Here is a 26,511-nt window from a genome sequence, read left to right as displayed (position 1 = left end):
GGTTTTCCTCACTCCTGTGGTCTTAGGGCTGCGCCCACTGGATGTCACAGGAATCCAGCGTGCCCAAATCCTTGGGCACGGGAGACTCATTTCCTTGTTGCTGCGATTCATTCACGGCGCAGACGCGCCGTGGCTGGATTCCCGTGACAGGCACAGGAATGAGGGAAGACCGAGAGATATGTGCCCCAGCACGGTGGCCTTCGCATGAGCAATGCGACTTTCATCCTCGGCGGCGCCCGGTCCGGCAAGTCCCGCTTCGCCGAAAATCTCATGACCGCTACCGGTCTCGAACGTCACTACCTGGCGACGGGGCGAGCATGGGATGACGAGATGCGGGCGCGGATCGAGCAGCATCGGGCCGATCGCGGGCCGTCGTGGCAGACCCATGAGGAGCCGCTGCAGCTTGCCGAGCGCCTGGCGGCGATCGACGGCGCGGGGCGGGCGATCCTGGTCGATTGCCTGACACTGTGGGTCACCAATCTGATGATGGACGAGCGCGATGTGGCGGCGGAGAGTGCCGCGCTCGCGGCCTGGCTGCCGAAGGCGAAGGCGCGGCTCGTTCTTGTTTCCAATGAAGTCGGCCTCGGGATCGTTCCCGAAAACCGGATGGCGCGGGATTTTCGCGACCATGCCGGGCGGCTGCACCAGATGATCGCGGGCTGCGCCGCGGACGTGTATTTTATCGCGGCAGGTCTGCCGCTGAAGATGAAGGGTTGAACGAATGAACCAGCAGAAAATCCCCGCAACCGTGATCACCGGCTTCCTCGGGGCCGGCAAGACGACGATGATCCGCAACCTGCTTTCCAATACCGGCGGCAAGAAGATCGCGCTGATCATCAACGAATTCGGCGATCTCGGCGTCGATGGCGACGTGCTGAAGGGTTGCGGTGCTGAAAATTGCACTGAGGACGATATCATCGAGCTCACCAACGGCTGCATCTGCTGCACCGTCGCCGACGATTTCATTCCGACGATGACCAAGCTTCTGGAGCGCGATCAGCGCCCCGACCACATCGTCATCGAGACCTCGGGTCTGGCGCTGCCGCAGCCGCTGGTCGCCGCCTTCAACTGGCCGGACATCCGCAGCGAAGTCACCGTCGACGGCGTCATCACCGTTGTCGATAGCGCCGCCGTCGCTGCAGGGCGTTTTGCCGACGACCACGATGCCGTCGAGGCGCGCCGCGTCGAGGACGAATCCCTCGATCACGAAAGCCCGATCGAGGAACTGTTCGAGGATCAGCTGACCTGCGCCGATCTGATCGTTCTCAACAAGACCGACCTGCTGGACAGCGAAGGCCTCGTCCGCGTACGCGAGGAAGTGACCTCGCGCATCTCTCGCAAGCCTGCGCTGATCGAAGCGAAGAACGGCGATGTCCCGGCAAGCGTTCTGCTCGGCCTCGGCATCGGCACGGAAGAGGATATCGCCAACCGCAAGTCCCATCACGAGCTGGAGCATGAAGATGGCACGCCGCATGACCACGACGAGTTCGACAGCTTCGTCGTCGAGCTCGGCACGCTTGCCGATCCCGCCGGGTTCATCGAGAAGCTGAAGGGCGTGATTTCAGAGCATGACGTGCTGCGCCTGAAGGGCTTTGCCGATGTCTCCGGCAAGCCGATGCGCCTGCAGATCCAGGCTGTCGGCAGCCGCATCGACCAGTATTTCGACCGTGCCTGGGCGCCGAGTGAAACCCGCGGCACGCGCCTCGTCGTCATCGGCCTGCACGATATGGATGAAGCTGCCGTGCGCAAGGCAATCGAGGCGCTGGTCTGATCCATGCATCTGCTCCTCGCCCAGAAAGGAACGATCAGCGACGGTGACGAGGCGATCGATCTCGGCCAGTCACCCGGCGATATCCTGTTCCTTTCTGCGGCGGATACGGAGCTTTCGGCAATTGCCGCCGCTCATGGGCAGGGTGGCGGCAATCCGCTGACGTTGCGCGTCGCCAGCCTGATGAGCCTGAAACACCCGATGTCCGTCGATGCCTATGTCGAGCGGACGGCGCGGCACGCAAAGCTGATTATCGTCCGGGCGCTCGGGGGGGCGAGTTACTTTCACTATGCTCTCGAGGCACTGCATGCCTGCGCGGCCCGCAGTGGCGCGCGGATTGCGGTGCTGCCCGGGGATTCCAAGCCGGATGCCGGGCTGACGCCGTTCTCCAATGTCGATCTCGATGATCTCAATGCGCTCTGGTCCTACCTCATCGAGGGTGGCGACGAGAATTCGCGACGGTTTCTGGATTATGCGGTGGCAATGGTTGCCAGCGGCGAGAAGCCGGGTGCGGCTGCTCCGTTGATGAAGGCGGGGATCTGGTGGCCGGGGCGGGGTGTTGTCGGGGTTGAGGAGTGGCGGGCCCTTTCGGATCGGCTGCGGTCCGCGATACCCCCCTCTGCCTTGCCAGGCATCTCCCCCACAAGGGGGGAGATCGACTCGTGGGGCGCTTCTCCCCAAACAATCGAGGTTGAGACGAGCGGGTCCACCCAGCCAATCTCCCCCCTTGTGGGGGAGATGTCCGGCAGGACAGAGGGGGGTAATTCACCCTCGACCGACGCCCCTATCGCCGCCATCAGCTTCTACCGCGCCCTCGTCCAGAGCGGCGAAACCAAGCCGATCGAAGCGATGATCGAGGCGCTCGCAGCGGAAGGCCTGCGGCCGCTGCCGGTCTTTGCCTACAGCCTCAAGGATCCGGTCTCCACCGGCATCCTCGAAAGCGTCTTTGCCGCGGCCGCACCCGATGTCGTCGTGAACACAACAGGATTTGCGGTCTCCGCCCCCGGCGCCGACCGCCAACCCACCATCCTTGAGGCCAGCGGCGCCGTCGTGCTGCAGGCGATCTTTTCGGCCTCCTCGAAGGAGGCATGGAGCGGGTCCTCACAGGGCCTGTCGGCGCGCGATCTCGGCATGAACGTTGCGCTTCCCGAAGTCGATGGCCGGGTGCTGTCGCGTGCCGTCTCGTTCAAGGCGGCGGCGCGCTACGATGCCAATGTCGAGGCCAATATCGTCGGCAGCGAGCCGGATGCCGGGCGGATGCGCTATACGGCGAGACTTGCTGCTCATTGGGCGAGGTTGCGGCGCAAGACGGTGGCAGAGCGCCGGGTGGCGCTTGTGATGGCCAATTATCCGAACCGCGACGGGCGGCTCGGCAACGGCGTGGGGCTCGATACGCCGGCCGGGACCGTCGAGGTGCTGAAGGCGTTGCGCCAGGCGGGTTACGGCGTCGATGCGTACCCGGCTGATGGCGATGCGCTGATGGGGCATCTGATGGATGGGCCGACCAATTCCGGGCGCGATGGGCGCGTGATCCGTGAGCGGCTTTCATCGAGTCGATACAAGGCTTTCTTCGAAAGTCTTCCGAAAAAGATTCAAGATGAGGTGACAACGCGATGGGGCGGCCCGGAGGCGGATCCCTATTTCGTCGATGGCGGTTTTGCGCTGCCATTTTCGCGGCTTGGCAATGTGCTGATCGGCATCCAGCCGGCGCGGGGCTACAATATCGATCCGAAGGAAAGCTACCATTCGCCGGATCTTGTACCGCCGCACGGCTATCTCGCCTTCTACGCTTTCCTGCGTGAAGAGTTCGGCGCCGATGCCGTCATTCATATGGGCAAGCACGGCAATCTCGAATGGCTGCCGGGCAAGGCGCTGGCGCTGTCGGAGGAATGCTATCCCGAAGCGATCCTCGGGCCGCTGCCGCATCTCTATCCCTTCATCGTCAACGATCCCGGCGAGGGCACGCAGGCCAAGCGCCGCACCGCCGCCGTGATCATCGACCACCTGACGCCGCCGCTGACGCGGGCCGAGAGCTATGGGCCGCTGAAGGATCTGGAGGCGCTGGTCGACGAATATTACGAGGCCTCCGGCGGTGATCCGCGCCGTATCCGGTTGCTGTCGAAACAAATCCTCGACCTCGTCGCCGATATCGGCCTCGACAGCGATGCCGGGATTGCCAAGGGTGAGGCGGAGGACGAGGCGCTGAAGAAGCTCGACGCCTATCTCTGCGACCTCAAGGAAATGCAGATCCGCGACGGGCTGCATGTGTTCGGCGTGTCGCCTGAGGGGCGGTTGCTGACGGACCTGACGGTGGCGCTGGCGCGGGTGCCGCGCGGGCTCGGCGAGGGTGGTGATCAGAGCTTGCAGCGGGCGATTGCGGGGGATTTGTTCGCAAACCCCTCCCCAACCCCTCCCCACAAGAGGGAGGGGCTTAACGCGTTGCTGCCGTCTCAATCCGCAACGGCTGAACCAGTTGAGGTTGGCCGATCCGTGGAGGCTATCTCGGCGCAAAGTCCCTCCCCCTTGTGGGGAGGGGTTGGGGAGGGGTTTTCTTTCGATCCCCTGGACTGCAACATGGCCGCACCGTGGACCGGCCCCAGACCCGCGATCCCCGCCGAGATTCTCGACACCCCCTGGCGCACCAATGGCGACACCGTCGAGCGCATCGAGCTGCTCGCCGCCAAACTCGTCTCCGGCGAAACACAATGCCCACCGTCCTGGCCCCAAACCCGGCAGGTGCTCACCACCATCGAATCCCACCTGAAACCTTCGATTCTCGCCTGCGGCCACGCCGAAATCTCGGCGCTCCTCACCGGTCTCGACGGCCGTTTCGTGCCTCCCGGCCCCTCCGGCGCCCCCACACGCGGGCGTCCCGACGTGCTGCCCACAGGGCGGAATTTCTATTCGGTGGATAGCCGTGCCGTCCCGACACCGGCCGCCTACGAGCTCGGCAAGAAATCCGCCGAGCTGCTGGTGCGCCGCTACGTGCAGGACCATGGCGAATGGCCGGTATCCTTTGGTCTCACGGCCTGGGGCACGTCGAACATGCGCACCGGCGGCGACGATATCGCCCAGGCGCTGGCGCTGATCGGCGTCAAGCCGGTCTGGGATATGACCTCACGCCGGGTCACCGGCTACGAGATTATCCAGCCCGCCATGCTGCGCCGTCCGCGAGTCGATGTGACGCTGAGGATCTCCGGCTTCTTCCGCGATGCCTTTCCGGAACAGATTGCCCTGTTTGACAAGGCAATCCGCGCCGTCGGCGCATTGGACGAGGATGCGGCCGATAACCCCATTGCAGCGCGCATGCGCGGCGAAGCCATGCGGCTTGCGGCGTCCGGCTTGGACGAAGCTTCCGCCATGAAGCGTGCCGGTTATCGCGTCTTCGGTTCGAAACCCGGTGCTTACGGAGCCGGGCTGCAGGCGCTGATCGACGAGAAGGGCTGGGAGCGGCGCGCTGATCTGGCCGAGGCCTATCTGGTCTGGGGCAGCTATGCCTATGGCGCGGCCGAGGAAGGCCGGGCCGAGCGCGGCATCTTCGAGGAGCGGCTGCGGTCGATCCAGGCCGTGGTGCAGAACCAGGACAACCGCGAGCACGACCTGCTCGACAGCGACGATTACTACCAGTTCGAAGGCGGGATGGCCGCGGCGGCCGAGCATGTCGGCGGCGTCAGGCCGTCAATCTATCACAACGATCATTCGCGGCCGGAAAAGCCGGTCATCCGCTCGCTCGAGGAGGAGATCGGCCGCGTCGTGCGCGGGCGTGTCGTCAATCCGAAATGGATCGATGGCGTCATGCGCCACGGCTACAAGGGCGCCTTCGAGATCGCGGCGACTGTCGATTATCTCTTTGCCTTTGCGGCCACGACCGGTGCCGTCGGCAATCATCATTTCGAGGCGGTCTATCAGGCCTTCGTCGCCGATCCCAAGGTGCGCGATTTCATGGCCGAGAAGAACCCGGCCGCGCTTGAAGAGATGAAGGAACGGCTGATGGAGGCGATTGACAGGCGCCTCTGGACGCCGCGCAGCAATTCGGCGCGCTTCGATCTGGCGCCCCATATCCATACTGAAACAGCATAAGACTGGACATGACGATGAGCGAAGAGACTGTAGAAACCGGCGAGAAGGACGATGCCCGCCATAACGAAAAGATGGCGAAGAAGAAGGCGGCGCGTGACAAGATCATGGCCACCAAGACCGATGAGAAGGGCCTGATCATCGTTCACACCGGCAAGGGCAAGGGCAAGTCGTCCTCGGCCTTCGGGATGATCTTCCGCCACATTGCCCACGGCAAGCCGTCGGCCGTCGTGCAGTTCATCAAGGGGGCGATGTGGACCGGCGAGCGTGATCTGATCGAGAAGCATTTCTCCGATATCTGCCAGTTCCACACGATGGGCGAGGGCTTTACCTGGGAGACGCAGGACCGCGCCCGTGATGTCGCGGCCGCAACGGCTGCCTGGGAGAAGGCGAAGGAGCTGATCCGGGACGAGCGCAATTCGATGGTGCTGCTCGACGAGATCAATATCGCGCTGCGCTACGACTATCTCGATGTGAACGAAGTGGTCGCATTCCTGCGGGATGAAAAGCCCTATATGACTCACGTCGTGCTGACCGGCCGCAATGCCAAGGACGAGCTGATCGAGCTTGCCGATCTCGTGACCGAGATGGAGTTGATCAAGCATCCGTTCCGCTCCGGCATCAAGGGGCAGCCCGGCGTGGAGTTCTGATGACGCAAAGCTGGTTATTCTGGGCGGTGCTTTCGGCGGCCTTCGCGGCGTTGACGGCGATTTTCGCGAAGATCGGGGTAGCCGGCGTCAATTCGGATCTGGCGACGCTGATCCGCACCGTCGTCATCATTCTGATCATCACGGCGATCGTCGCCGCCACCGGACAGTGGCAGCCGATCTCCAGCATATCGGGCAAGACGTGGCTGTTCCTGGCGCTTTCGGGCGCAGCAACGGGCGCGTCGTGGCTCGCCTATTTCCGGGCTCTGAAGCTTGGCGACGCGGCGCGTGTCGCGCCGATCGACAAGCTCTCCATCGTTCTCGTCGCGGTGTTCGGCGTCGTCTTTCTCGGCGAGAAGCTCGGGCTGGTGAACTGGCTGGGCGTGGCGATGATTGCCGGTGGCGCGCTGCTGCTAGCGCTGTTCTAGTCTATCAGTCCCCTGAGAAGCGCGGCGGTTTCCTCGTCCGCCGGAAAGAAGGATTCGATCGCCAGTTCTGAGAGCGTGACGTCAACGGGCGTGCCAAACACCGTCGTCGTCGAGATCAGCGACAGCGTTCCCGCGGCGGTGCGCAGTTTCAGCGGAACGGCAATTCCCGCATAGTCTTGTTTGACCTCATCAGCGGGATCGCCGCCGGGCGAGAGCTGTTGCAGTTCCTTGAGCAAGTCGCCGAGGATCGGGTCGGCGGTCATGTCGATCTGCTGGCGAAGCCGTTCCAGCAGATGGGCGCGCCATTCCGCGAGATTGACGATATCGGACGCCAATCCCTCCGGATGCAGGCTGAGGCGGAGGACGTTGACCGAGCCTTCGAGCAGGCTTGCGTCCCTGACATTGCGCAGGAGCGGCGCGATCGCGGCATTGGCTGATATCAGCGTCCAGTGCCGGTCGATGGCAAGCGCCGGGAATGGCTCATGCGCTTTCAGCACCATGTCGATTGCCTGGCGGGCCGGCTTCAGCGCCGGATCGTCGAGGGAGCGTTCAGCAAAGAGCGGGGCGTATCCGGCCGAGAGCAGCATCGGGTTGCGGTCGCGAAGCGGCACGCCGAGCCGTTCTGCCAGATGCAGCAGCATATCGCGGCTCGGCGTCGAACGCCCGCTCTCGATGAAACTTAGGTGCCGCTGCGAAATCTCTGCTTCGAGTGCCAGATCGAGCTGGCTCATGCGGCGAAGCTTGCGCCATTCGCGGAGGTGGTCACCAAGAGAGCGGGCTGACGGGATCATTATGCGGCTTCCGGAACGAGATCGAGGAACCCGTGTACGGCCTTCATGCGTCCGCCTTCAAGCAGGGCGAAGTCGGTTCCCTTGATAACAGCCTCGCCGCCATCGGGCCCGAGACCCCAGGAGAAGCGCAGATTGTCGCCATGGCCGTCGGCGGCACCGATCAGATTGAAGCGGAAGCCGGGAAAGCGGGTCTGGACGGATTCGACGAGGGCGTTGATCTGCTCATGGCCTTCGCCGCGCATCAGCGGATCGATGTAGACGGCGTTCTCGGTCCAGCTTTCGGCGATCAGCGCCTTGCGGCGGCCGGCATCTTCCTCGTTCCAGATGGCGATATAGCGTTCGGCCTTGTTGGTCGCGTCGGTCATTCTCTGTCTCCTTGTGATCGCCCGGTTCGTCCAGGCAGGGCGATCATCGGCAAAGGGTGGCCGCTCATCAATTACGCGAGAGGTAATCATGCTCGCGGCTTGGTGATTTGACAGTGCGGGTCGCAGCCAGAAGATTTCGCTCAGGATTTCGAGAAGGAGGATGTCATGGGTTTTCCATCAGTGATGCGTAGCGCCGGTCTGGCGATCATCGTTTCAGTCGCGGGCCTCTCGGCGGCGCATGCGGCGACCATTGTCGACGAGTGGAAGAAGATCAAGGCGCCGGCCGCGCCCAAGCTCGGCGAAGTCACCGTCGATCCCGCGACGACGGCGCTGCTGCTTCTCGATTTCAACGGGGCGCAGAACCCGGAGAAGGGGCCGTGCAACACCAAGGTCAAGCCGCGCTGTATTGCCGAGCTGCCGCATGTGGCGAAACTGATGAAAGAGGCGCGCGATAGCGGGACGCCTGTGGTCTACAGCATCACGTCCAACGCGGCGCCGGAAGATATCGCGACGGTGCTGGCGCCCAAGGATGGCGATCCGATCGTGAAGTCGGGCGCCAACAAGTTCATCAATACCGACTTGGAAAAGATCCTCGCCGACCGGCATATCAAGACGGTGATCGTCACCGGCACGGCGTCCGAAGGTGCGGTGCTGAACACGGCTGCCTATGCGGCGCTGAAGGGCATGGATGTGGTGCTGCCGGTCGATGGCATGTCGTCGACCGATCCCTATGCCGAGCAATACGTCACCTGGCATTTCGCCAATGCGCCCGGCGTTTCCGCCAAGACCAAGCTGACGAAGATCGATGCGATCAAGTTCGGCAAGGCGGGCTAGGAAAAGACCTAGACGCCGAGCCAGACGCGCAGCGGATTGGCCGGGTCGGCGATCAGCTTGATCGCGAAGGCGATGCAGACGACGACGAGCAGCGGCTTGATCAGCTTGGCGCCGGTGCGCATCGCAAGCCGCGAGCCGACTTGCGCGCCGAGGAACTGGCAAACGCCCATCATCAGGCCGACGGTCCAGAGCGTCGCGCCGAAGGAGGCGAAGACGATCAGCGCGCCGACATTCGAGCCGAGGTTCAGAAGCTTGGTATGTGCCGTCGCCTTCAGCATGCCGAAACCGGCAAGCGTGACGAAGGAGAGCATTAGGAAGGATCCGGTGCCGGGGCCGAAGACGCCGTCGTAGAAGCCGATCAGCGGCACGAAGGTCATGCCGAAGAGATAGGGCGTGATGCGGCGGTGGGTGTCGAGGTCGTTCAGGTTCGGCTTGAAGGCGAAGTAGAGCGCGATCGCCACCAGCAGCACCGGCATGATGGCGCGCAGGACGTCGCCCGGAACGATGGTCGCCAGTGCCGCGCCGAGTGCGCCGCCCATCAGCGCCATCATCGCCATCGGCAGCTGTTCGCGCAGGTTCACATGGCCCTTGCGCGAATAGGCAAGCGTCGCGGACGCGGCGCCGAACATCGACTGCACCTTGTTGGTCCCGAGCGTCTGCAGCGGCGGAATGCCGGCGATCAGCATGGCGGGAACGGTGATCAGGCCACCACCGCCGGCGATGGAATCGACGAAACCGGCACAGAAGGCGGCGAGACAGAGAAGGGCGAGAAGATGGGGGGCAATATCGGACAAGGAAGGACTCTGAATGCAGGCGTGATGGAAATCGGCGCCATGTTGCATTTCCGGCCCCGGGCTGCAATGGCTGCTGGGACACAGTTTTCTCCTTTCGGATTCCGCAGATGACCGGCTCCAGCACAGACAGGGCAAGGCTCTACGTTCTCGGCCTCGGCTGCGAGCGGGGAGCGGATGCTGCCGAGATTTCGGCGCTGGCGCGGCAGGCGCTGGAGGCTGCGGCGATCGGTGCGGATGATGTCGCGGCCGTTGCTTCGATCGACAGCCGCAGGGAGGAGCGGGCGATCCGCGCTGTGGCCGAAGAGCTCGGCGTTGCCGTCTCCTTCTTCACCGCTGCGCGGCTGGAAGAAGAGACGCCGCGGATCAAGAATCCCTCAGCCATCGTCTTTGCCCGTGTCGGCTGCCATGGCGTTGCGGAGTCGGCGGCGCTTGCTGCTGCAGGGGCGGAAGCGGAGCTCGTGGTGCCCAAGATCAAATCGGCGCATGCGACGGCTGCTGTCGCGCGCATGCTGTTGCAGAAAGCATAGCGGGCGTTATGGTGGCGGCCACCTCGCGGAGCGCCCCAGGGCATCTGCGGCGAGAATGAGAAGGAATATTTCATGCATAAGGTCATTTATGACACGGACCCGGGCGTCGATGATGCCATGGCGCTCCTCTTCCTGCACCGCCATCCGGAAATTGATCTGATCGGCATCACCACGATCTTCGGCAATGCCTCGATCGAGACGACGACGCGCAATGCGCTGTTCCTGAAGCGCGAATGGAACATTGCCGCCCCGGTTGCCAAGGGCGCCAACGTCACATTCGATCCGTCGCGCAAGGAGATCGGCTGGCCGACCTTCGTGCATGGCGATGACGGTCTCGGCAATATCGGTGTCCCCGCGACCATCGACCTTCCCACCGATCCGCGCCCGGCGCATCGCTTCATCATCGAAACCGTGCGCGCCAACCCGGGCGAGGTGACGCTGGTTGCCGTCGGCCGCATGACCAACCTGGCGCTGGCGCTGAAGGAAGACCCTGAGATCGCCAAGCTGGTGAAGCAGGTCGTCATCATGGGCGGCAATTTCTATGTGCCGGGCAATGTCTCGCCCGTCGCCGAAGCCAATATCCATGGCGATCCGGAAGCGGCGGACGCCGTGATGACCGCACCTTGGAAGGTTGCGATCATCGGTCTCGACGTCACCGCGATCACGACGATGAGCCGCAGCTATCTGAAGGCGGCCGCCGACAAGGGCGATGCGGCGGTGAAGCTGCTGAACGACCTGTCGCAGTTCTATATCGACTTCTACAAGCACGCCGTCGAAGACGGCATGATGGTCCATGACAGCTGCGCGGCTGTTTATGTCGTGGCGCCGGAGCTGTTCACCACTGTTACGGGCGCCGTGCGCGTCGTCTGCGGCGGCATTGCCGATGGCCAGACGATCGTGAAGCCGGACGGGCGCCGTTTCCCGCCGGGCGATTGGGACAACCTGCCGAGCCAGATCGTCTGCACCGGCATCAAGTCGGAAGAGGTCATCGATCTCATCCGCGATACGCTTCTCAGGGCCTGACACCCCAAGAGGGCCGGGCGTTTTGCGTCCGGCCCCGTTTTGTCGAGTCCAATCAAATTCATCCGGCCGTCTGCTCAGATTTTGAGTCGGCTTCTTCGTAAATTGAGTCGGCTGCCGGACGGCAATCGGCGATTGCCTCGGCGTCGTTGCCGTTGACCTCGCGGAATGGCGGGCATAGACCACCTCTATGATCGAGAATGCGTTCGCCCATCTGCCGGCACTGGAGCCGGGAACCGTCTGGCTCGTCGGTGCAGGGCCGGGCGATCCCGGGCTGTTGACGCTGCTGGCTGCCAAGGGGCTTTCGGAGGCCGATGTCGTCGTTCACGACGCGCTGGTCAACGAGGAATGCCTGAAACTGGCAAGGCCGGATGCTATCCTCGAATATGCCGGAAAGCGCGGCGGCAAGCCGTCGGCCAAGCAGCGCGATATCTCGCTGCGGCTGGTCGAACTGGCGCGCTCCGGCAGGCGCGTGTTGCGGCTGAAGGGCGGCGATCCCTTCGTCTTCGGCCGCGGCGGTGAGGAGGCGCTGACGCTCGTCGAGCACAATGTTCCGTTCCGCATCGTGCCCGGCATTACCGCGGGGATCGGCGGGCTCGCCTATGCCGGCATTCCGGTGACGCACCGGGATATCAATCATGCCGTGACGTTTCTCACCGGGCATGATTCTTCGGGGATCGTGCCGGATGCGATCAACTGGGATGCTATCGGGCGGGGCTCGCCTGTGATCGTCATGTATATGGCGATGAAGCATATCGCGCAGATCAGTTCGTCGCTGATGGCTGCCGGGCGCAAGGCCGACGAACCCGTCGCGTTCGTCTGCAATGCGGCCACCAGCGGGCAGCAGGTGCTGGAAACCACGCTTGGCGAAGCCGCCGCCGCGGTCGAGGCCTCCGGGCTGGAGCCGCCGGCGATCGTCGTCGTCGGCGAGGTGGTGCGGCTGCGTTCGTCGCTGGACTGGCTCGGCGCCCTCGGCGGACGCCGCCTTCAGCCCGATCCCTTCAGGCAGAGCGGAAAGGAGACGGCATGAGCGGCCTCCTGATCGCGGCACCGTCCTCCGGCTCGGGCAAGACGACGATCACGCTCGGGCTTCTGCGCGCGCTGCGCAATCGCGGCGTGGCGGTGGCGCCCGGCAAGGCGGGGCCTGATTATATCGATCCGGCCTTTCATGCGGCTGCGAGCGGGGCGCCCTGCCTCAATTTCGACCCCTGGGCGATGCGCCGCGAGCTGATTTCGGCCAATGCGGCGATCCATCGCCAGGGCGACCGCATTCTCGTCATCGAGGCGATGATGGGTCTCTTCGATGGCGCCGCAGACGGCAAGGGCACTGCGGCCGATCTTGCGGCGATGCTCGGGCTCTCCGTCGTGCTCGTCGTCGATGCCTCGCGCATGTCGCAGTCGGTCGCGCCGCTGGTCAGCGGCTTTGCGAGCTTCCGCGCCGATGTACGGATCGCCGGCGTGATCCTCAACAAGGTTGGTAGCGAGCGTCACGAGATGATGCTGCGCACCGCGCTCGACGCGATCCGCATGCCTGTCGTCGCCGTCATCCGCAGCGACAAGACGCTGGCGCTGCCGGAGCGGCATCTTGGCCTCGTTCAGGCTGGAGAGCATGCCAGCCTCGAAGCCTTCATCGATCATGCCGCCCAAGCCGTCTCGGACGAGTGCAATTTCGAATTCCTGCTGCGGATCGCCCGGCAGGGGCTGAACATCGCCTCGACCGCCAACATCAGGCGTCTGCCACCCCTGGGCAAGAAGATTGCCGTTGCGCGCGATATCGCCTTTGCCTTCTGCTACGAGCATATGCTGCTCGGCTGGCGCCGCCGCGGGGCGGAGATTTCCTTCTTCTCACCGCTCGCCGACGAGGCGCCCGCGGCCGATGCCGATGCCATCTATCTGCCGGGCGGTTATCCCGAGCTGCATGCCGGAGAGATCGCGTCTGCCGCGAATTTCCGGCGCGGGATGCTGGATGCCGCCAAGAGCGGGACACGGATTTACGGCGAGTGCGGTGGATACATGACGCTGGGCGAGGGGCTTGTCGATGCGGAAGGCAACAGGCACGAGATGCTCGGCCTGCTGCCGCTGGTGACGAGCTATGAAAAACGCAGCCGCCATCTCGGCTATCGCCGCGTCCGGCCTGTCGACAGCGCCTTCTTCGAAGCGGCTATGACGGGGCATGAGTTTCACTATTCGACCGTCGTTTCGGAAGGCGATGCCGACCGGCTGTTTTCGGTGACTGACGCGCTCGGGACCGATCTCAGTCAGGTCGGGTTGCGGCGCGGGCAGGTGGCTGGGTCCTACATGCATATGATCGATCTCTCCGGGGAAACGGCATGAGCGGTCCGATTGTGCATGGCGGCGGGATCACCGCTGCCGCTGCCGAATTCGGCGGCAGGCCGGAGGACTGGCTCGACTTGTCGACCGGCATCAATCCCTGTCCTGTCGACTTGCCCGAGATACCGCAATCCGTGTGGCACCGGCTACCCGACCGGCATCTGCTGAATTCCGCCGTCGAAGCGGCGCGCGACTATTATCGTAGCGGCCCGCTCTCGCCGCTGCCGGTGCCCGGCACGCAGTCGGTCATCCAACTGCTGCCGCGCCTCGTTGTGCCGGGAAGCCGTGTCGCGGTGGTATCGCCCACCTACGGCGAGTACGAGAAAGCCTTCCGCAGCGCCGGATGCGCGGTGGATACCGTTTCGAGCCTGGACGAGATCGGCGACGGCACGATGCTCGTGGTTGCGGTCAATCCGAACAATCCGACCGCCAGGCTGCATGATCGCGACAGCCTGATCCGGCTGCACGAGGCCCTGAAGGCGAAAGGCGGTTATCTGGTTGTCGATGAGGCCTTCGGCGACATCGCGCGCGGCGAAAGTCTTGTGCCATCGGCGGCCGAGCTCTCCAATCTGATCACCTTCCGGTCTTTCGGCAAATTCTTCGGCCTTGCCGGTCTGCGCCTCGGCTTCGTCATCGCTCAAGACAGCCTGCGGGCGAAGTTCGAGGATTGGCTTGGTCCTTGGGCTGTCTCCGGTCCGGCTCTGTCGATCGCTACTGCATTGCTGCGCAGCGACCCCGCGCCGATCGCGGCCGGGATTGCCGAGCGGAATGCGGGGCTTGTCGTGGTGCTCGAGGCTGCAGGCTTGGCGGTCACCGGTAACGCAGCCTTGTTCACGCTTGTCGAAGACAAACGCGCTGGCGATCTTTATAGGCATCTTTGCCGGCATCACATTCTGGTTCGCAGGTTCGACTACGCGCCGCACTGGCTGCGCTTCGGCCTCGGGCCAGACCGATCTGCGGACCGCAGGCTGGCGGCCGCACTGGAAAGCTTTGACGCATGACGATCGACGAACATCTGCTCGTACTTCTACTGGCCCTGCTTCTCGACCGGATCGCCGGCGATCCCGAGTGGCTCTGGTCGCGGGTGCCGCATCCGGTCGTGCTGTTCGGCAAGGCGATTTCCTATTTCGACCGCACCTATAATGGCGAGACGCTGACGCGGCCCGAGCGGCGGCTGAACGGAACGGCGTCGATTGCCGGCTTGCTGTTCGGCAGTGCGATCGCCGGATTGGTGCTGCACTGGTTCTTCAATCTCTTCGGCGTCATCGGCATCGTTCTGGAAGTGATCTGCGTCGCGGTCTTCCTGGCGCAGAAGAGCCTTGCCGATCACGTCTCCGATGTTGCGGACGCGCTTCGCTCGGAAGGGATTGCCGGTGGGCGCCGCGCCGTGTCGCGCATCGTTGGCCGCGACCCGGAGACGCTGGACGAGCCGGGTGTTTGTCGCGCGGCGATCGAGAGTCTCGCCGAAAACTTCTCCGACGGCGTCGTTGCGCCGGCGCTCTGGTATGCGGTGCTCGGCCTGCCGGGTCTCTTCATCTACAAGATGCTGAATACGGCGGACTCGATGATCGGCCACAAATCCGACCGTTACATCGACTTCGGCTGGGCCTCGGCGCGGCTCGACGATATCGCCAACTGGCCGGCCGCGCGTCTTTCGATCCTGCTGATCGCTGCCGGTGCCTGGCTGCGCCGCGGCGCCCATGCCTGCAAAGAAGCCGTCCAAGTGGCGATTCGCGATGGCGGGCTGCACCGTTCGCCGAATTCCGGGCGGCCGGAAGCGGCGATGGCAGGCGCGCTCGATGTGCAGCTTGCAGGTCCCCGCGTCTATTCCGGCATCGTCGTGAGTGAGCCGATGATCAACGGCGCCGGCCGCGATACGGCGACGGTCCGCGATGTTGAGGATGGCGTTCTGGTGTTCAACGGCAGCTGCATGATCCTGGCGATCACTGTCTTCCTGGCCTTCCTGTTCTTCCTTTGACGGCGTTACCTGCCGTCTCAAAGTACAGTTTCTTGCAATGCTCCGTTATCTTTCCGATTACCAAGCGCCTTAAGTCAAAATAATCAGTATCTTTATAAGCTTCTTCTCACCGGCCCGGATCGACAGCGTCCTGCCGAAGAGGGGAAGTCATGAAGACGTTTATGGCGGCTGCTGCCGCGTGCCTTTTACTGCAGTTTATTCCTGCAACCGCGAGTGCCGCCAATCTCGTTGCCAAGGTCAGCCTGGGATCGCAGACGATGACGGTGACGCAGAACGGTTTCGTCAAATACCGCTGGAAAGTATCGACCGCGCGGCGCGGCTATGTGACCCCGACGGGGTCGTGGTCCGCCAAGTGGCTGTCGCTCAATCACCGCTCGCGCAAATACGACAGTGCGCCGATGCCCTATGCCGTGTTCTTCAACGGCGGCTATGCCGTTCATGCGACATTTGACCTCAAGCGGCTGGGCCGCCCGGCCTCGCATGGCTGCGTGCGGCTGCATCCCGACAATGCGGCGCAGTTCTTCTCCATGGCAAAGCAGGCGGGGCTTTCCAATACCCGCGTCGTCATCACGCAATAGCTGTTGCAGCGATCATCTGCTATCGAGGTCCGGGAAGGTGTTTCCGGGCCTTCCGCGCATTGCTGTTTCGGCAACAGTTGCCATGCAAATTTGAAACGTGCTTGAGCGAAAGCATTGGCTTTTGAAATGGATTTGCCTATGAGGGGGATAAATTCGTTGTTCAAAGAGGTAAGCGCGTGACCGCTACATTCGATAAAGTTGCCGACATCATTGCAGAAACCAGCGAGATCGACCGCGAGACGATTACGCCGGAGAGCCATACGATCGACGACCTCGGTATCGACAGCCTCGATTTCCTCGACATCGTCTTCGCGATCGACAAGGAATTCGGCATCAAGATTCCGCTCGAAAAGTGGACCCAGGAAGTGAACGAAGGCAAGGTTTCCACCGAAGAATACTTCGTGCTGAAGAACCTCTGTGCAAAGATCGACGAGCTGCGCGCCGCCAAGGCTTGAAGCAACACCGCCGTCTTTTTTATCCGCCCTGCCACTGCAAACCGTAGCGGCCGGGCGGTTTTGTTCCTAACTAGGCGTAACCGGCGCGGCTTTTCGCGACGGGCCGGAGGATCCGATGCTGCTGGAATATTTCCAGATGATTGACCGCATCGAAGCGGTCGACCTTCAGAAGGGCGTGCTCAAGGCGCGTTCCGTGGTGCCCGCAAAGAGCCCCGTCTTCGAAGGTCATTTTCCTGGTATGCCGCTCGTTCCGGGCGTGCTTCTCATCGAAACCATGGCGCAGGCTTCGGGCATGCTGGTGCTGGCCGCGACCGATTTCGCCGCCATGCCGTTCCTGATGTCCGTCGACGGCGCCAAGATGCGCACCTTTGTCGAGCCCGAAGCGGTGCTCGACATCGAGGCGTTCCTGGAACATGACGGGTCCGGATTTGCCGTCACCAAGGCAAAGATTACCAGCGGCGGCAAGAAGGTCTGCGATGCGCAATTGAAGTTGCGCACCATGCCTTTCAGCGAAGTTCCGCTCGGCGATATCGTGAAGAAACGTGCTGGCGAAGTCGGCCTGATGGACGCGATCGCAGCGCAGGGAGTGAAGGAATGAGCAAGGCTCAGAATGATGTCGTCATCACCGGCGTCGGTATCCTGACCTGTCAGGGCGTCGGCAAGGACGCGCATGTCGCGTTGCTGACCGGCAATGGCGCGCCGCCCGTCATCGTCGAGACGGAAAAGTTCAAGCCCTATCCGGTGCATCCGCTGCCGGAGATCGACTGGTCGCAGCAGATCGCCAAGCGTGGCGACCAGCGCCAGATGGAAAACTGGCAGCGCATCGGCGTTTTCACCGCGGGCCTGGCCCTCGACGATGCCGGTTTCAAGGATGATGCGGACGCCTGCGGCACGATGGACATGATCGTGGCGGCCGGCGGCGGCGAGCGTGACATCAATGTCGATACGCTGATCGTCGACGAGGGCATGAAGCGCAACGACCGCGAACTGCTGTTGAACGAGAAGCTGACGACCGAACTGCGCCCGACGCTGTTCCTGGCGCAGCTGTCGAACCTGATGGCCGGCAATATCTCGATCGTTCACAAGGTCACCGGTTCGTCGCGTACCTTCATGGGCGAAGAGGCTTCGGGCATTTCCGCCGTCGAGACCGCTTTCTGGCGCATCAAGTCCGGCGAATCCACGCATGCGCTCGTCGGCGGCGGCTTTGCTGCCGAGCGCGAGGACATGCTGCTTCTGACCGAAGCAATCGGCGCCAATGCGCAGGGCGAATGGGCGCCCCTCTGGTCGCGTGAAGACGGCGCTGGCGGCGGTCTGATCTTTGGATCGGGCGGCGCTTTCCTGGTGCTCGAATCCCGCAAGCATGCCGAGGCGCGCGGCGCGCATATCTATGCGACCATCGATTCCATCGAAGGCGACCGCGGCAATCGCGCTGCCGGCAATTTCGAGAAGCGTCTGGAGCGCCTGCTAGAACCGGCATCGAAGCTTCCTGCCGAGGGCACCGTGGTGTTTTCCGGCGCGACCGGCATGCACGAGATCACGGCCCGCGAAAAGGCCGTTCTTGAGAACAAGCTGCCCAGTGCCGCCATTCGCGGCTATTCCGGTGTTTCCGGCGTCACGCTCGAAGCCCAGTTCGGTCTCGGCCTGGCTTTCGCGGCTCTGGCCATCGGCGCCAAGGCCAAGGTGCCGGCATTCGATGCGGCGCATGAAAAGCCGATGAATGCGGCCGCCAAGGCTGCCGTCGTCACCACGGTCGGTCATCAGCGCGGCGAGGGCGTCGCCGTTCTTTCCGCGGAAGCGTGAGGAGTTTTCACATGACAGAAGCTGCTTACAAGGATCACCTCGGCCGCCCGATCGTTGCCGTCACCGGCATGGGCATCATCACCTCGCTGGGGCAGGGCCTGAAGGATAACTGGTCGGCGCTGACTTCAGGCACGTCTGGTATCCACAACATCACCCGTTTCCCAACCGAGGGGCTTTCGACCCGGATCGCCGGCACCGTCGATTTCATCGATATCCCGGTGCCGAACGCCGTCGAGCGCTCTTTTGCCTTCGCGCGCGAGACGACGATCGAGGCTCTTGCCGACGCTGACATTTCCGGCGATTTCAACGGCCCGCTGTTTCTTGCTGCGCCGCCGATCGAGCCGGAATGGAGCGCCCGCTTCGAACTTGCCGACCGTGCCCCGCCGTCCGATCATCCGGGCGACGCCTACGAGCGCTTCCTGGCGGCGATGCGCCAGCGCACCGATGCGTCCTTCCATGAGGCGGCCCTTTTCAGCGCGATCTCCGAGCGCCTTGCCGACCGTTTCGGCACGCGCGGCCTGCCGGTAACGCTGTCGACGGCCTGTGCCTCTGGCGCGACCGCCATCCAGCTCGGCATCGAAGCGATCCGCCAGGGCCGCACCGACCGCGCGCTTGCTGTTGCGACCGACGGGTCGCTCAGCGCCGAAGCGCTGATCCGTTTCTCGCTGCTTTCGGCTCTCTCGACCCAGAACGATCCGCCGACCAAGGCTTCCAAGCCGTTCAGCAAGGACCGCGACGGCTTCGTCATCGCCGAAGGGGCCGCGACGCTCGTGCTGGAATCGCTGGAATCGGCGATCGCCCGCGGCGCCAAGATCCTCGGCATCATGAAGGGTGCCGGCGAGAAGGCCGACAGCTTCCACCGCACCCGTTCGTCGCCTGACGGCGGCCCGGCGATCGCAACGATCCGCGCGGCTCTCGCCGATGCCGGTCTCGACGAAAGCGCGATCGGCTACATCAACGCCCATGGCACGTCGACGCCCGAGAACGACAAGATGGAATATGGTTCGATGCTTGCCGTCTTCGGCGAACGCATGGCCTCGATCCCGCTGTCGTCCAACAAGTCGATGATCGGCCATACGCTGACGGCTGCCGGCGCAGTCGAGGCCGTCTTCTCGTTCCAGACGATGCTGACGGGCACGCTGCCGCCGACCATCAACTACAACAACCCGGATCCGGCGATCGTTCTCGATGTCGTGCCGAACAAGAAGCGCGATCAGCAGGTTTCGGCCGTGCTGTCGAACTCCTTCGGCTTCGGCGGACAGAACGCCAGCCTTGTCATGGCGCTCGAACCGGCTTAATCGGTGCCGACAAAATTCAGAGATAAAAACGCCTGAAAGGCGAGAGGTTTTGCCATGCGCGCATTGCAATTGATCGACGACCGCAAACTGGAAACCGTGGACCTTCCGGAACCGGAGGCTCCCGGTGCCGGTGAGGTAACGCTGCGCGTGAAAGCCGTGGCTCTCAACCATATCGATGTCTGGGGCTGGCGCGGCATGGCCTTCGCCAAGCGCAAGATGCCGCTCGTCATCGGTGCGGAAGCGTCTGGTGTGGTCGAAACGATCGGCCCAGGTGTTGCCAATGTGCTGCCGGGTCAGCTGGTATCGATCTATGGCGCGCGCACCTGTGGTCTCTGCCGCCCGTGCCGCGAAGGCCGTGACAATCTCTGCGAACATGTCTCCGGCGTCCACGGTTTCCATCTCGATGGCTTCGCGCAGGAGAAGGTCAATATTCCGGCCCGTCTGCTGGTCCCGGCACCTCCCGGTGTCGATGCTGTCGGTGCTGCGCTGGCGCCTGTGACCTTCGGTACCGTCGAGCACATGCTGTTCGACAATGCCAAGCTCGAACCGGGTGAGACGATCCTCGTCCATGCCGGCGGTTCCGGCATCGGCACGGCGGCAATCCAGCTTGCCAAGAAGATCGGCTGCACTGTCATTACGACGGTCGGCTCCGACGACAAGATCGAGAAGGCGAAGGCCCTCGGCGCCGATCACGTCATCAACTACCGCACCGACCGCTTCGAGGGCGTCGTGCGCAAGCTCACCAAGAAGAAGGGCGTCGACGTCGTCTTCGAACATGTGGGCAAGGATACCTGGGCTGGCTCGATGCTCTGCATGAAGCGCGGCGGCCGTCTCGTCACCTGCGGCTCGACCTCGGGCGTCTCCACCGACATGAACCTGATGATGCTCTTCCAGCAGCAGCTGAAGCTGCTCGGCTCGTTCGGCTGCCGCATGGAGAACATGGCGGATGCCATGCAGAAGATGGGTCGCGGTCTCGTCCATCCCGTCATCGATACGGAAGTCGGCTTCGACGATATCGACCGGGCGCTGGAGCGCATGGAATCGCGCCAGATCTTCGGCAAGATCATCCTGAAGATGGACTGATCTTGTGAAGCTTTTCATCACCCGGATCGTTCTGAAGCTCGAGCATTTCCGCCAGTGGCTGATCGCCCAGCTGATGTTCGGGTTTCTGAACTTCCTGAAGATCTTTCCGGCTGACGGCGCGATCCGCTTTGCAGACTGGCTGGTGCGCAAGATCGGCCCGCGGATGCCGCGCCACAAGCTGATGCTCGTCAATCTGCGCAACGCCTTCCCGGAAAAGAGCAATGCCGAGATCGAGGAGATCGCGCTCGGCAGTTGGGGCAATATGGGCCGGCTGGCAGCCGAGTACGTCTTCCTCGACCGGCTGTTCGACTTCGATCCGGAGCGTAGCGAGCCGGGCCGCATCGAGGTGTCGGGGATCCCGCTGTTCCTCGATCTGCGCGACAATCCGCGCCCGTTCATCGTCTTTACCGGTCATACCGGCAATTTCGAGCTGCTTCCGGTCGCAGGCGCGGCCTTCGGTCTGCACGTGACCGTGCTGTTCCGTCCGCCGAACAACCCCTACGTGGCGCAGAAGGTCTTCGATTTCCGCAGTGCGCGCATGGGCAAGCTAGTGCCGTCGCATGCCGGTTCGTCCTTCACGCTGGCGCGCCAGCTCGAGGCAGGGCAGGGCGTTGGCGTCCTCGTCGACCAGAAGTTCCGGAAGGGCTTGAAGACCAAGTTTTTCAACCTCGACGTCACCACCAATCCGCTGGTGCCGAAACTCGTGCGCCAGTTCGATTGCGAGGTCTATCCGGCCCGTTGTATCCGCTTGCCGGGTAATCGCTACCGTCTGGAGATCGAGCCGAAGTTCGAAATCCCGCGCGACTCAAAGGGCAATCTCGATCTGACAGCTATGGCCCAGATGCTGAACGACAAGGTCGAATCCTGGGTCCGGCAGTATCCGGAGCAGTGGCTCTGGTACCACGACAGGTGGAAAATCAAAGGAAAAGTGCTCAACTAGCGCTTTTTACCCCTAAAATTCATATGTAAAAATATGACTGCCGTTTTCGTTGAACGTGAACGGTGTTCATGTTAATGCTCGCTACCAAGGCGAGTAACCGGTAGGCACAGATCGAGAATCGACGGGCTGGCGGCGAAAACTGACATATGCTGGTTTCCCCTATGTATCAGGGGATTGGGGGGCATATTGCTGGAACTGCTGCAGGCATTCTCATCCCGTTGTGCGCAGATCGATGCCGCGATCCGCGCTGGCGACGATCGTCGAGTCTCAACCCTTGATAGCAGCGTCGACGATCTCATCGACGCGATAGTTAAGTATCAAGCTACGAATGTACTCGAGATCTACATGCAACTTCAGTTCGTGGTCTATCTGCTGGAGCAGAATGCCGACGACTGCGCAACGGTGACCAATCACGCGGCGACATTGTCGCATCTTCTCGACCGCTATTTCGGCAATCCGGTGAAACGCCGCCTGCCGCAGGCGGCCGAGCGCATGCCGGAGCCGGAGGGCTATCTGCCCAATATGGACAACGGCAATTTCCTGAATTCGGCGATCCTCGAGACGCTGCCGGATCGTGTCGCGGTGCTGACGCGCGATTACCGCTATCTCTATTCGAACCCAGCGAACTGCGCCTATCTCGGCCGTAAGCCGATCGACATGATCGGCCGCCATGTCGCCGAGTTCATCGGGCCGGACCGCTTTGCCGAGACCAAGGCGAATTTCGACGCCTGCTTTGCCGGCGAGCGGCGCGAGTATAACTACCAGCGCGCTTCGGCCGAAGGCATGAAGCTGATCCGCTGCCGGATGTCGCCGCTGCGGGACAGTGGCGGGCGGGTGATCGGCGCGCTGGTGATGATGGAGAATGTCAGCGCGCCTGAGGCGGTGAAGGCCTGAAGCCTCGCGTCAATCGTTGAGGCCCTTGCCGGCGAGGATCTGCGGCATCGCCTTCTCGATCCTGGATTCGCGGGTCTTGGCCTGTTTCGGCTGGGCGAAGTGCAGGAGATAGGCGCGCTGCCGGCCGGGTGTCAGTGCTTCGAATGCCGTCTTCAGCGAAGGCGTGCTGTCGATCTTTGCCTGAAACTCCTCCGGTACGGCAAATTCATCCGTGCCCTTGAAATCGATCTTGGCGCCGGAGCGTTCGATCTCGGCGGCCTCGGCGACATAGGCTTTCAGCACATTCTCCATGCCTGAAATCTCGTCGGCGTTGGTGAAGCGGATCTGCCGGGCGGCCTGGACGTTCTTGGTCTGCTGGATCAGCGCGCCGGCCGTATCGGTCATCAGTGCGCCCTTGAAGAACAGCAGGGCGCAATAGTCCTTGAAGCCGTGGATCAGCACAATATTGGCACCATCGAGCGTGTAGCAGGGCTCGCCCCATTTCAGATCTTCGCTCAGCCCAGTATCGAGGAGGATGCGGCGCAGGCGCGTGAATTCCTCCTGCCAGCTGTCTCGGCGGCTGAAATAGGCGTCTACCTTGGGGTTCGTCACTGTTTGAGGCATGCTCAATCCTTGCTCCAGACCGCAAGCTCGTAGCCGTCGGGGTCGCCGAAATGAAAACGGCGGCCGCCGGGGAAGGCTGTAATCGGCTTGACGATCTTGCCGCCGGCGCGCTCGACAGCTGCGAGCGAGGCTTCGAGATCGTCCGCATAGAGAATGACCAACGGGCCACCCGGCTGCGGCTTGCCCATCGTCGTGAAGCCGCCGGTCAGGCGGCCGTCGCCGAATTCGCAATATTCCGGTCCGTAGTCGGTGAAACTCCAGCCGAAAGCGGCGCCGTAGAAGGCCTTGGAGGCGGCGATATCGGCAACGTTGAACTCGATATAGTCGATACGCAGGGTCGTCGGATTTCCAGCCATCTACTTCTCCATTAATGCCTTCAGCGCGTGCAGGTCTTTCTCGACATGGGCGGCGTCGGCGGCAAATTGCGCGTCGGTCATGCCGGGCTGCTTCAATAGCGTGAACATGACCTCGCAGCCATCGCCGTTCGGCACGATGCGCAGCGCATTGTAGACGCGAAGGCCGCTCTCGATGGTCACGGTATGATCGATGATGCCGAAGGGGTTTTCCGGCACGAAACTGACCCTGACAGTGCCGAGGACGCCGCGAGCGACCCAATCGTCGCCATCCCGGTCGAGGCCGGTTGCCAGGCCAGATGCCCAAAGCGGCATGTTCTCGGGCTTTCCGGCGAAGTGGTAGACATCCTGCCAGTCGCGGTCGATCGAACAATGCACGATCTTCGCGGTCATCGTCGTCATCATGTCCTCCCATGGGCGCAAGGCGCGGCCCCGCATCTCCTCAGATGGGGCCGTCGCGCCATCGATCAATATCGCGCCAGCGCTCTCACGTCGATTCCGGAGAACCATTTAGGCCGCTTCCCGTCTTGCCGTTTCGGGCTGGGAGTGCCAAAACACCGGTCGAATTTGACTCATCGGAGGATTGTCGTGGAAAAGGCAGAAATCGGACTGATCGGCCTTGCCGTCATGGGTTCCAACCTGGCGCTGAACATTGCCGAAAAGGGCAACAAGATTGCGGTTTTCAACCGTACGCCTGAGAAAACGGATGAATTCTACGAAAGCGCCGGCGATCTGAAAAAGCAGATCATCCCGTGCAAGACGATCGAAGAATTCGTCGAGGCGATCCGGCCGCCGCGCCCGATCATCATCATGATCAAGGCAGGTGAGGCTGTCGACCAGCAGATGGAACTGCTGCGTCCGTACCTCTCCAAGGGCGACATCATGATCGACGCAGGCAATGCCAATTTCCGCGACACGATCGCCCGTTTCGACCGCCTGAAGAATACCGACCTGACCTTCATCGGCATGGGCGTTTCCGGCGGCGAAGAAGGTGCGCGTCACGGCCCGTCGATCATGGTCGGCGGCACGGAAGACAGCTGGAAGCGCGTCGAGAAGGTACTGACCTCGATCGCCGCCAAGTACAAGGGCGATCCCTGCGTCGCATGGCTCGGCAATGACGGCGCCGGTCACTTCGTCAAGACGATCCATAACGGCATCGAATATGCCGACATGCAGATGATCGCCGAAATCTACGGCATCTTCCGCGATGGTCTTGGCAAGAACTCGCAGGAGATCAGCAAGATCTTCGGCCAGTGGAACAAGGGCCGCCTGAACTCCTACCTGATCGAAATCTCCGAGAAGGTGCTGGCCGCCACCGACCCGATCTCCAAGGGCTCGATGGTCGACATGATCCTCGACAAGGCTGGCCAGAAGGGCACCGGCAAGTGGTCGGCGATCGAAGCGCAGAACATGGGCATCCCGGCGACCGCCATCGAAGCCGCCGTTGCTGCCCGCTCGATCTCCTCGATGAAGGATCAGCGCGAAGCTGCCGAAAAGATCTTCGGCAAGCCGGACTACAAGTTCCCGATCGCTTACGGCCCCGAGCTCGATAAGGATCTGGAACTTGCGCTGTTCGCCGCCAAGATCGGCGCCTATGCGCAGGGCTTTGCCGTCATGGCCGAAGCATCCCGCGAGTTCAACTGGTCGCTGCCGATGCCGACGATCGCCAAGATCTGGCGTGATGGCTGCATCATCCGCTCGCAGTTCCTCGACGAGATCACCTCGGCCTTCACCAAGGCACCTGACGCAGCCAACCTGATCGTCACGCCTGCCTTCTCGGAAATGGTCAAGGAATCGATCCCGGCGCTGCGCCGCGTCGTCACCGCCGCCCTGCAGGCCGGCCTGCCGGTTCCGGCGCTGACCTCTGCGCTGACCTATTTCGACGCCTACCGCCAGGGCCGCGGCACTGCCAACCTGATCCAGGCGCAGCGCGACTTCTTCGGCGCCCACGGCTTCGACCGCCTCGACGGCAAGGACTTCCACCACGGCCCCTGGGGCAGCGGCGCTGCGACCTTCTGAAGTCTGTTTATCTGGAACGAAAAGCCCGGCTTCGACCGGGCTTTTTTATTGCCAGTACGCAATTTTCTTGGCAATCGTCGAATGAAAGTACGTTTGTCGATGCAACTTTGCGTCTTTATTGCAACGCTACATTCAAATATTGATATTTACGACCTTAAGGTGAATATTTATAAAATTCTGCTCGCAGGATGTGTATAGGTATCCGTCACAATCTGTCGATTCGTATAAACTTTCAGCATTGACGACACTTATTTTATTTCAGGCGATCGCGGCATGAGTTCCCTCAGAGGATCCAGATGCCATGTGGGGGAAAATGCGTTTACGTGCAGAGTGCGTCGCGGACGCCAGAGAAGCAATCTCCGATATGCTTCAAACCAATCGCGCATATGCTTCACCGCCGCATAATCCTCCCGTTTCCTTCTCTGCTTCAATCGTGTCACAGGCCGTTCTTACCGTTTTAATGGCGCTGCTTGGCGTGTCGACGCGCGATGCCGGCAGAGCCATGCGGTTTTTCAGTTCCGAGGCCTTGCGTTCGGCGGGGCCAGGAAACGCGCCACTGCTCGCCCGCAACCGGCTGTTGCTGGTTCCAGCGCTTCTGCTTGCGTTCCTATCCGTGACATCGACGCAGGCGCTTGCCGAGTCAAATGCATGTCAGGCGATCAATGCCGACTGGACCAACGTACATCTTCCTTGGATCGAAGAGACAGACTGGGGTGTTCAGGACAAAAGCTATCCGGCGTCCGATTTTCTGCCTACAGATCAGGTGTCATTCTCAATCTCAGATGGCGCACCTGGCGCGGACAGTTATTTTTTTGCATACGACAGCGATGTTGTGAATGGGTACCTTGAGTATTTTGCCGGCGTGTTCAGCATTGGAGGGACTTCCACAACTGTTCCGGTACGGATTTGGTGAGTGGCGGCCTACGTA

General features: G+C 62.4%; 28 protein-coding genes. 22 read left to right on the top strand and 6 right to left on the bottom strand.

The features are described from left to right. Nucleotides 1–204 precede the first annotated feature (204 nt). From cobU to ABIE40_RS11145, 5 genes are read left to right on the top strand one after another with little or no spacing between them, the layout of a single operon-like run. On the top strand, nt 205–717 hold the full coding sequence (cobU, locus tag ABIE40_RS11165; RefSeq protein WP_199629102.1) for a bifunctional adenosylcobinamide kinase/adenosylcobinamide-phosphate guanylyltransferase: 513 nt from the start codon (nt 205–207) through the stop codon (nt 715–717). A gap of 4 nt (nt 718–721) precedes the next feature. Then, nucleotides 722–1,771, top strand: a complete 1,050-nt coding sequence (cobW, locus tag ABIE40_RS11160) for a cobalamin biosynthesis protein CobW (RefSeq protein ID WP_199629101.1) — start codon at nt 722–724, stop codon at nt 1,769–1,771. Nucleotides 1,772–1,774: 3 nt separating this feature from the next. After that, nucleotides 1,775–5,848, top strand: coding sequence for a cobaltochelatase subunit CobN (cobN, locus tag ABIE40_RS11155; RefSeq protein ID WP_199629100.1), 4,074 nt, complete (start codon nt 1,775–1,777; stop codon nt 5,846–5,848). Between the two features lie 14 nt (nt 5,849–5,862). Beyond that, nucleotides 5,863–6,495: a cob(I)yrinic acid a,c-diamide adenosyltransferase gene (gene cobO, locus ABIE40_RS11150; RefSeq protein ID WP_199629099.1), complete on the top strand. Its 633-nt coding sequence runs from the start codon at nt 5,863–5,865 to the stop codon at nt 6,493–6,495. Then, complete coding sequence (locus tag ABIE40_RS11145) at nt 6,495–6,920, top strand: EamA family transporter (RefSeq protein WP_130278092.1); 426 nt, start codon at nt 6,495–6,497, stop codon at nt 6,918–6,920. Before cobO ends, ABIE40_RS11145 begins: the two co-directional genes overlap by 1 nt. On the opposite strand, the gene ABIE40_RS11140 is transcribed toward ABIE40_RS11145, so the two are convergent. Together ABIE40_RS11140 and ABIE40_RS11135 are read right to left on the bottom strand one after the other, a co-directional pair. After that, on the bottom strand, nt 6,917–7,711 hold the full coding sequence (locus tag ABIE40_RS11140) for a helix-turn-helix domain-containing protein (protein ID WP_199629098.1): 795 nt from the start codon (nt 7,709–7,711) through the stop codon (nt 6,917–6,919). The genes ABIE40_RS11145 and ABIE40_RS11140 overlap by 4 nt on opposite strands. After that, nucleotides 7,711–8,076, bottom strand: a complete 366-nt coding sequence (locus ABIE40_RS11135; RefSeq protein WP_199629097.1) for a nuclear transport factor 2 family protein — start codon at nt 8,074–8,076, stop codon at nt 7,711–7,713. The genes ABIE40_RS11140 and ABIE40_RS11135 overlap by 1 nt, the downstream gene beginning before the upstream one ends. Before the next feature lie 165 nt (nt 8,077–8,241). On the opposite strand from ABIE40_RS11135, the gene ABIE40_RS11130 reads away from it, so the two are divergent. Beyond that, a complete protein-coding gene (locus tag ABIE40_RS11130) occupies nt 8,242–8,910 on the top strand; it encodes a cysteine hydrolase family protein (protein WP_199629096.1) in 669 nt (222 codons plus the stop codon). An 8-nt stretch (nt 8,911–8,918) separates the two neighbouring features. Here the strand turns inward: ABIE40_RS11130 and ABIE40_RS11125 are convergent, their stop codons facing one another. Next, on the bottom strand, nt 8,919–9,704 hold the full coding sequence (locus ABIE40_RS11125; RefSeq protein ID WP_199629095.1) for a TSUP family transporter: 786 nt from the start codon (nt 9,702–9,704) through the stop codon (nt 8,919–8,921). 107 nt (nt 9,705–9,811) lie between these two features. Here ABIE40_RS11125 and ABIE40_RS11120 point away from each other — a divergent pair, with 107 nt between their 5' ends. From ABIE40_RS11120 to ABIE40_RS11055, 14 genes are all read left to right on the top strand, one after another. After that, nucleotides 9,812–10,231 carry a cobalamin biosynthesis protein gene (locus ABIE40_RS11120; RefSeq protein ID WP_199629094.1) on the top strand — a complete coding sequence of 140 codons (420 nt, stop codon included), beginning with the start codon at nt 9,812–9,814 and terminating at the stop codon, nt 10,229–10,231. Between the two features lie 72 nt (nt 10,232–10,303). Next, nucleotides 10,304–11,254, top strand: coding sequence for a nucleoside hydrolase (locus tag ABIE40_RS11115; RefSeq protein WP_199629093.1), 951 nt, complete (start codon nt 10,304–10,306; stop codon nt 11,252–11,254). 187 nt (nt 11,255–11,441) lie between these two features. Beyond that, entirely contained in the window at nt 11,442–12,281 is an 840-nt protein-coding gene (gene cobA / locus ABIE40_RS11110; RefSeq protein WP_199629092.1) for a uroporphyrinogen-III C-methyltransferase, read from the top strand. Further along, on the top strand, nt 12,278–13,585 hold the full coding sequence (locus tag ABIE40_RS11105; RefSeq protein WP_199629091.1) for a cobyrinic acid a,c-diamide synthase CobB: 1,308 nt from the start codon (nt 12,278–12,280) through the stop codon (nt 13,583–13,585). The genes cobA and ABIE40_RS11105 overlap by 4 nt, the downstream gene beginning before the upstream one ends. Further along, on the top strand, nt 13,582–14,583 hold the full coding sequence (gene cobD / locus ABIE40_RS11100) for a threonine-phosphate decarboxylase CobD (RefSeq protein ID WP_199629090.1): 1,002 nt from the start codon (nt 13,582–13,584) through the stop codon (nt 14,581–14,583). Before ABIE40_RS11105 ends, cobD begins: the two co-directional genes overlap by 4 nt. Next, on the top strand, nt 14,580–15,560 hold the full coding sequence (cbiB, locus tag ABIE40_RS11095; protein ID WP_199629089.1) for an adenosylcobinamide-phosphate synthase CbiB: 981 nt from the start codon (nt 14,580–14,582) through the stop codon (nt 15,558–15,560). Before cobD ends, cbiB begins: the two co-directional genes overlap by 4 nt. A 149-nt stretch (nt 15,561–15,709) precedes the next feature. Beyond that, nucleotides 15,710–16,138, top strand: coding sequence for a L,D-transpeptidase (locus ABIE40_RS11090; protein ID WP_199629088.1), 429 nt, complete (start codon nt 15,710–15,712; stop codon nt 16,136–16,138). 176 nt (nt 16,139–16,314) lie between these two features. Further along, entirely contained in the window at nt 16,315–16,593 is a 279-nt protein-coding gene (locus ABIE40_RS11085) for an acyl carrier protein (RefSeq protein WP_027513277.1), read from the top strand. Nucleotides 16,594–16,708: 115 nt separating this feature from the next. After that, a complete protein-coding gene (locus ABIE40_RS11080) occupies nt 16,709–17,191 on the top strand; it encodes a 3-hydroxyacyl-ACP dehydratase FabZ family protein (RefSeq protein WP_112715199.1) in 483 nt (160 codons plus the stop codon). Continuing rightward, nucleotides 17,188–18,393, top strand: coding sequence for a beta-ketoacyl-ACP synthase (locus ABIE40_RS11075; RefSeq protein ID WP_199629087.1), 1,206 nt, complete (start codon nt 17,188–17,190; stop codon nt 18,391–18,393). Before ABIE40_RS11080 ends, ABIE40_RS11075 begins: the two co-directional genes overlap by 4 nt. Before the next feature lie 11 nt (nt 18,394–18,404). Further along, entirely contained in the window at nt 18,405–19,691 is a 1,287-nt protein-coding gene (locus tag ABIE40_RS11070) for a beta-ketoacyl-ACP synthase (RefSeq protein WP_199629086.1), read from the top strand. A 54-nt stretch (nt 19,692–19,745) separates the two neighbouring features. Further along, nucleotides 19,746–20,774, top strand: coding sequence for a zinc-binding dehydrogenase (locus ABIE40_RS11065; protein WP_199629085.1), 1,029 nt, complete (start codon nt 19,746–19,748; stop codon nt 20,772–20,774). Nucleotides 20,775–20,778: 4 nt separating this feature from the next. After that, nucleotides 20,779–21,714, top strand: coding sequence for a lipid A biosynthesis lauroyl acyltransferase (locus tag ABIE40_RS11060; RefSeq protein WP_199629084.1), 936 nt, complete (start codon nt 20,779–20,781; stop codon nt 21,712–21,714). Nucleotides 21,715–21,900: 186 nt separating this feature from the next. Continuing rightward, nucleotides 21,901–22,608 carry a PAS domain-containing protein gene (locus ABIE40_RS11055; RefSeq protein WP_112715189.1) on the top strand — a complete coding sequence of 236 codons (708 nt, stop codon included), beginning with the start codon at nt 21,901–21,903 and terminating at the stop codon, nt 22,606–22,608. Between the two features lie 9 nt (nt 22,609–22,617). Here ABIE40_RS11055 and ABIE40_RS11050 read toward each other — a convergent pair whose 3' ends face one another. Genes ABIE40_RS11050 through ABIE40_RS11040 form a run of 3 tightly spaced genes read right to left on the bottom strand, consistent with a single transcriptional unit; the run spans nt 22,618 to nt 23,966 of the window. Then, nucleotides 22,618–23,211 carry a YdeI/OmpD-associated family protein gene (locus ABIE40_RS11050; RefSeq protein WP_199629083.1) on the bottom strand — a complete coding sequence of 198 codons (594 nt, stop codon included), beginning with the start codon at nt 23,209–23,211 and terminating at the stop codon, nt 22,618–22,620. A gap of 2 nt (nt 23,212–23,213) precedes the next feature. Next, nucleotides 23,214–23,567 carry a VOC family protein gene (locus tag ABIE40_RS11045; protein ID WP_199629082.1) on the bottom strand — a complete coding sequence of 118 codons (354 nt, stop codon included), beginning with the start codon at nt 23,565–23,567 and terminating at the stop codon, nt 23,214–23,216. Further along, nucleotides 23,568–23,966: an SRPBCC family protein gene (locus ABIE40_RS11040; RefSeq protein WP_112715721.1), complete on the bottom strand. Its 399-nt coding sequence runs from the start codon at nt 23,964–23,966 to the stop codon at nt 23,568–23,570. Nucleotides 23,967–24,152: 186 nt separating this feature from the next. Between ABIE40_RS11040 and gnd the strand changes: the two genes are divergently transcribed. Further along, nucleotides 24,153–25,583 carry an NADP-dependent phosphogluconate dehydrogenase gene (gene gnd, locus ABIE40_RS11035; protein ID WP_130278106.1) on the top strand — a complete coding sequence of 477 codons (1,431 nt, stop codon included), beginning with the start codon at nt 24,153–24,155 and terminating at the stop codon, nt 25,581–25,583. 301 nt (nt 25,584–25,884) lie between these two features. After that, a complete protein-coding gene (locus ABIE40_RS11030; protein ID WP_199629081.1) occupies nt 25,885–26,496 on the top strand; it encodes a hypothetical protein in 612 nt (203 codons plus the stop codon). The last annotated feature ends 15 nt before the right edge of the window (nt 26,497–26,511 follow it).

The organism is Rhizobium sp. OAE497, from assembly GCF_040546565.1.
Lineage (GTDB): Bacteria > Pseudomonadota > Alphaproteobacteria > Rhizobiales > Rhizobiaceae > Rhizobium.
Note: the sequence above shows the minus strand (reverse complement) of the source record. Positions and strands in the feature narration are given on the sequence as shown.

Coding starts and splice junctions, on each gene's coding strand:
- cobU (WP_199629102.1), top strand. CDS start 205: ATGAGCAATGCGACTTTCATCCTCGGCGGCGCCCGGTCCGGCAAGTCC.
- cobW (WP_199629101.1), top strand. CDS start 722: ATGAACCAGCAGAAAATCCCCGCAACCGTGATCACCGGCTTCCTCGGG.
- cobN (WP_199629100.1), top strand. CDS start 1,775: ATGCATCTGCTCCTCGCCCAGAAAGGAACGATCAGCGACGGTGACGAG.
- cobO (WP_199629099.1), top strand. CDS start 5,863: ATGAGCGAAGAGACTGTAGAAACCGGCGAGAAGGACGATGCCCGCCAT.
- ABIE40_RS11145 (WP_130278092.1), top strand. CDS start 6,495: ATGACGCAAAGCTGGTTATTCTGGGCGGTGCTTTCGGCGGCCTTCGCG.
- ABIE40_RS11140 (WP_199629098.1), bottom strand. CDS start 7,711: ATGATCCCGTCAGCCCGCTCTCTTGGTGACCACCTCCGCGAATGGCGC.
- ABIE40_RS11135 (WP_199629097.1), bottom strand. CDS start 8,076: ATGACCGACGCGACCAACAAGGCCGAACGCTATATCGCCATCTGGAAC.
- ABIE40_RS11130 (WP_199629096.1), top strand. CDS start 8,242: ATGGGTTTTCCATCAGTGATGCGTAGCGCCGGTCTGGCGATCATCGTT.
- ABIE40_RS11120 (WP_199629094.1), top strand. CDS start 9,812: ATGACCGGCTCCAGCACAGACAGGGCAAGGCTCTACGTTCTCGGCCTC.
- ABIE40_RS11115 (WP_199629093.1), top strand. CDS start 10,304: ATGCATAAGGTCATTTATGACACGGACCCGGGCGTCGATGATGCCATG.
- cobA (WP_199629092.1), top strand. CDS start 11,442: ATGATCGAGAATGCGTTCGCCCATCTGCCGGCACTGGAGCCGGGAACC.
- ABIE40_RS11105 (WP_199629091.1), top strand. CDS start 12,278: ATGAGCGGCCTCCTGATCGCGGCACCGTCCTCCGGCTCGGGCAAGACG.
- cobD (WP_199629090.1), top strand. CDS start 13,582: ATGAGCGGTCCGATTGTGCATGGCGGCGGGATCACCGCTGCCGCTGCC.
- cbiB (WP_199629089.1), top strand. CDS start 14,580: ATGACGATCGACGAACATCTGCTCGTACTTCTACTGGCCCTGCTTCTC.
- ABIE40_RS11090 (WP_199629088.1), top strand. CDS start 15,710: ATGAAGACGTTTATGGCGGCTGCTGCCGCGTGCCTTTTACTGCAGTTT.
- ABIE40_RS11080 (WP_112715199.1), top strand. CDS start 16,709: ATGCTGCTGGAATATTTCCAGATGATTGACCGCATCGAAGCGGTCGAC.
- ABIE40_RS11075 (WP_199629087.1), top strand. CDS start 17,188: ATGAGCAAGGCTCAGAATGATGTCGTCATCACCGGCGTCGGTATCCTG.
- ABIE40_RS11070 (WP_199629086.1), top strand. CDS start 18,405: ATGACAGAAGCTGCTTACAAGGATCACCTCGGCCGCCCGATCGTTGCC.
- ABIE40_RS11065 (WP_199629085.1), top strand. CDS start 19,746: ATGCGCGCATTGCAATTGATCGACGACCGCAAACTGGAAACCGTGGAC.
- ABIE40_RS11050 (WP_199629083.1), bottom strand. CDS start 23,211: ATGCCTCAAACAGTGACGAACCCCAAGGTAGACGCCTATTTCAGCCGC.
- ABIE40_RS11045 (WP_199629082.1), bottom strand. CDS start 23,567: ATGGCTGGAAATCCGACGACCCTGCGTATCGACTATATCGAGTTCAAC.
- ABIE40_RS11040 (WP_112715721.1), bottom strand. CDS start 23,966: ATGACGACGATGACCGCGAAGATCGTGCATTGTTCGATCGACCGCGAC.
- ABIE40_RS11030 (WP_199629081.1), top strand. CDS start 25,885: ATGTGGGGGAAAATGCGTTTACGTGCAGAGTGCGTCGCGGACGCCAGA.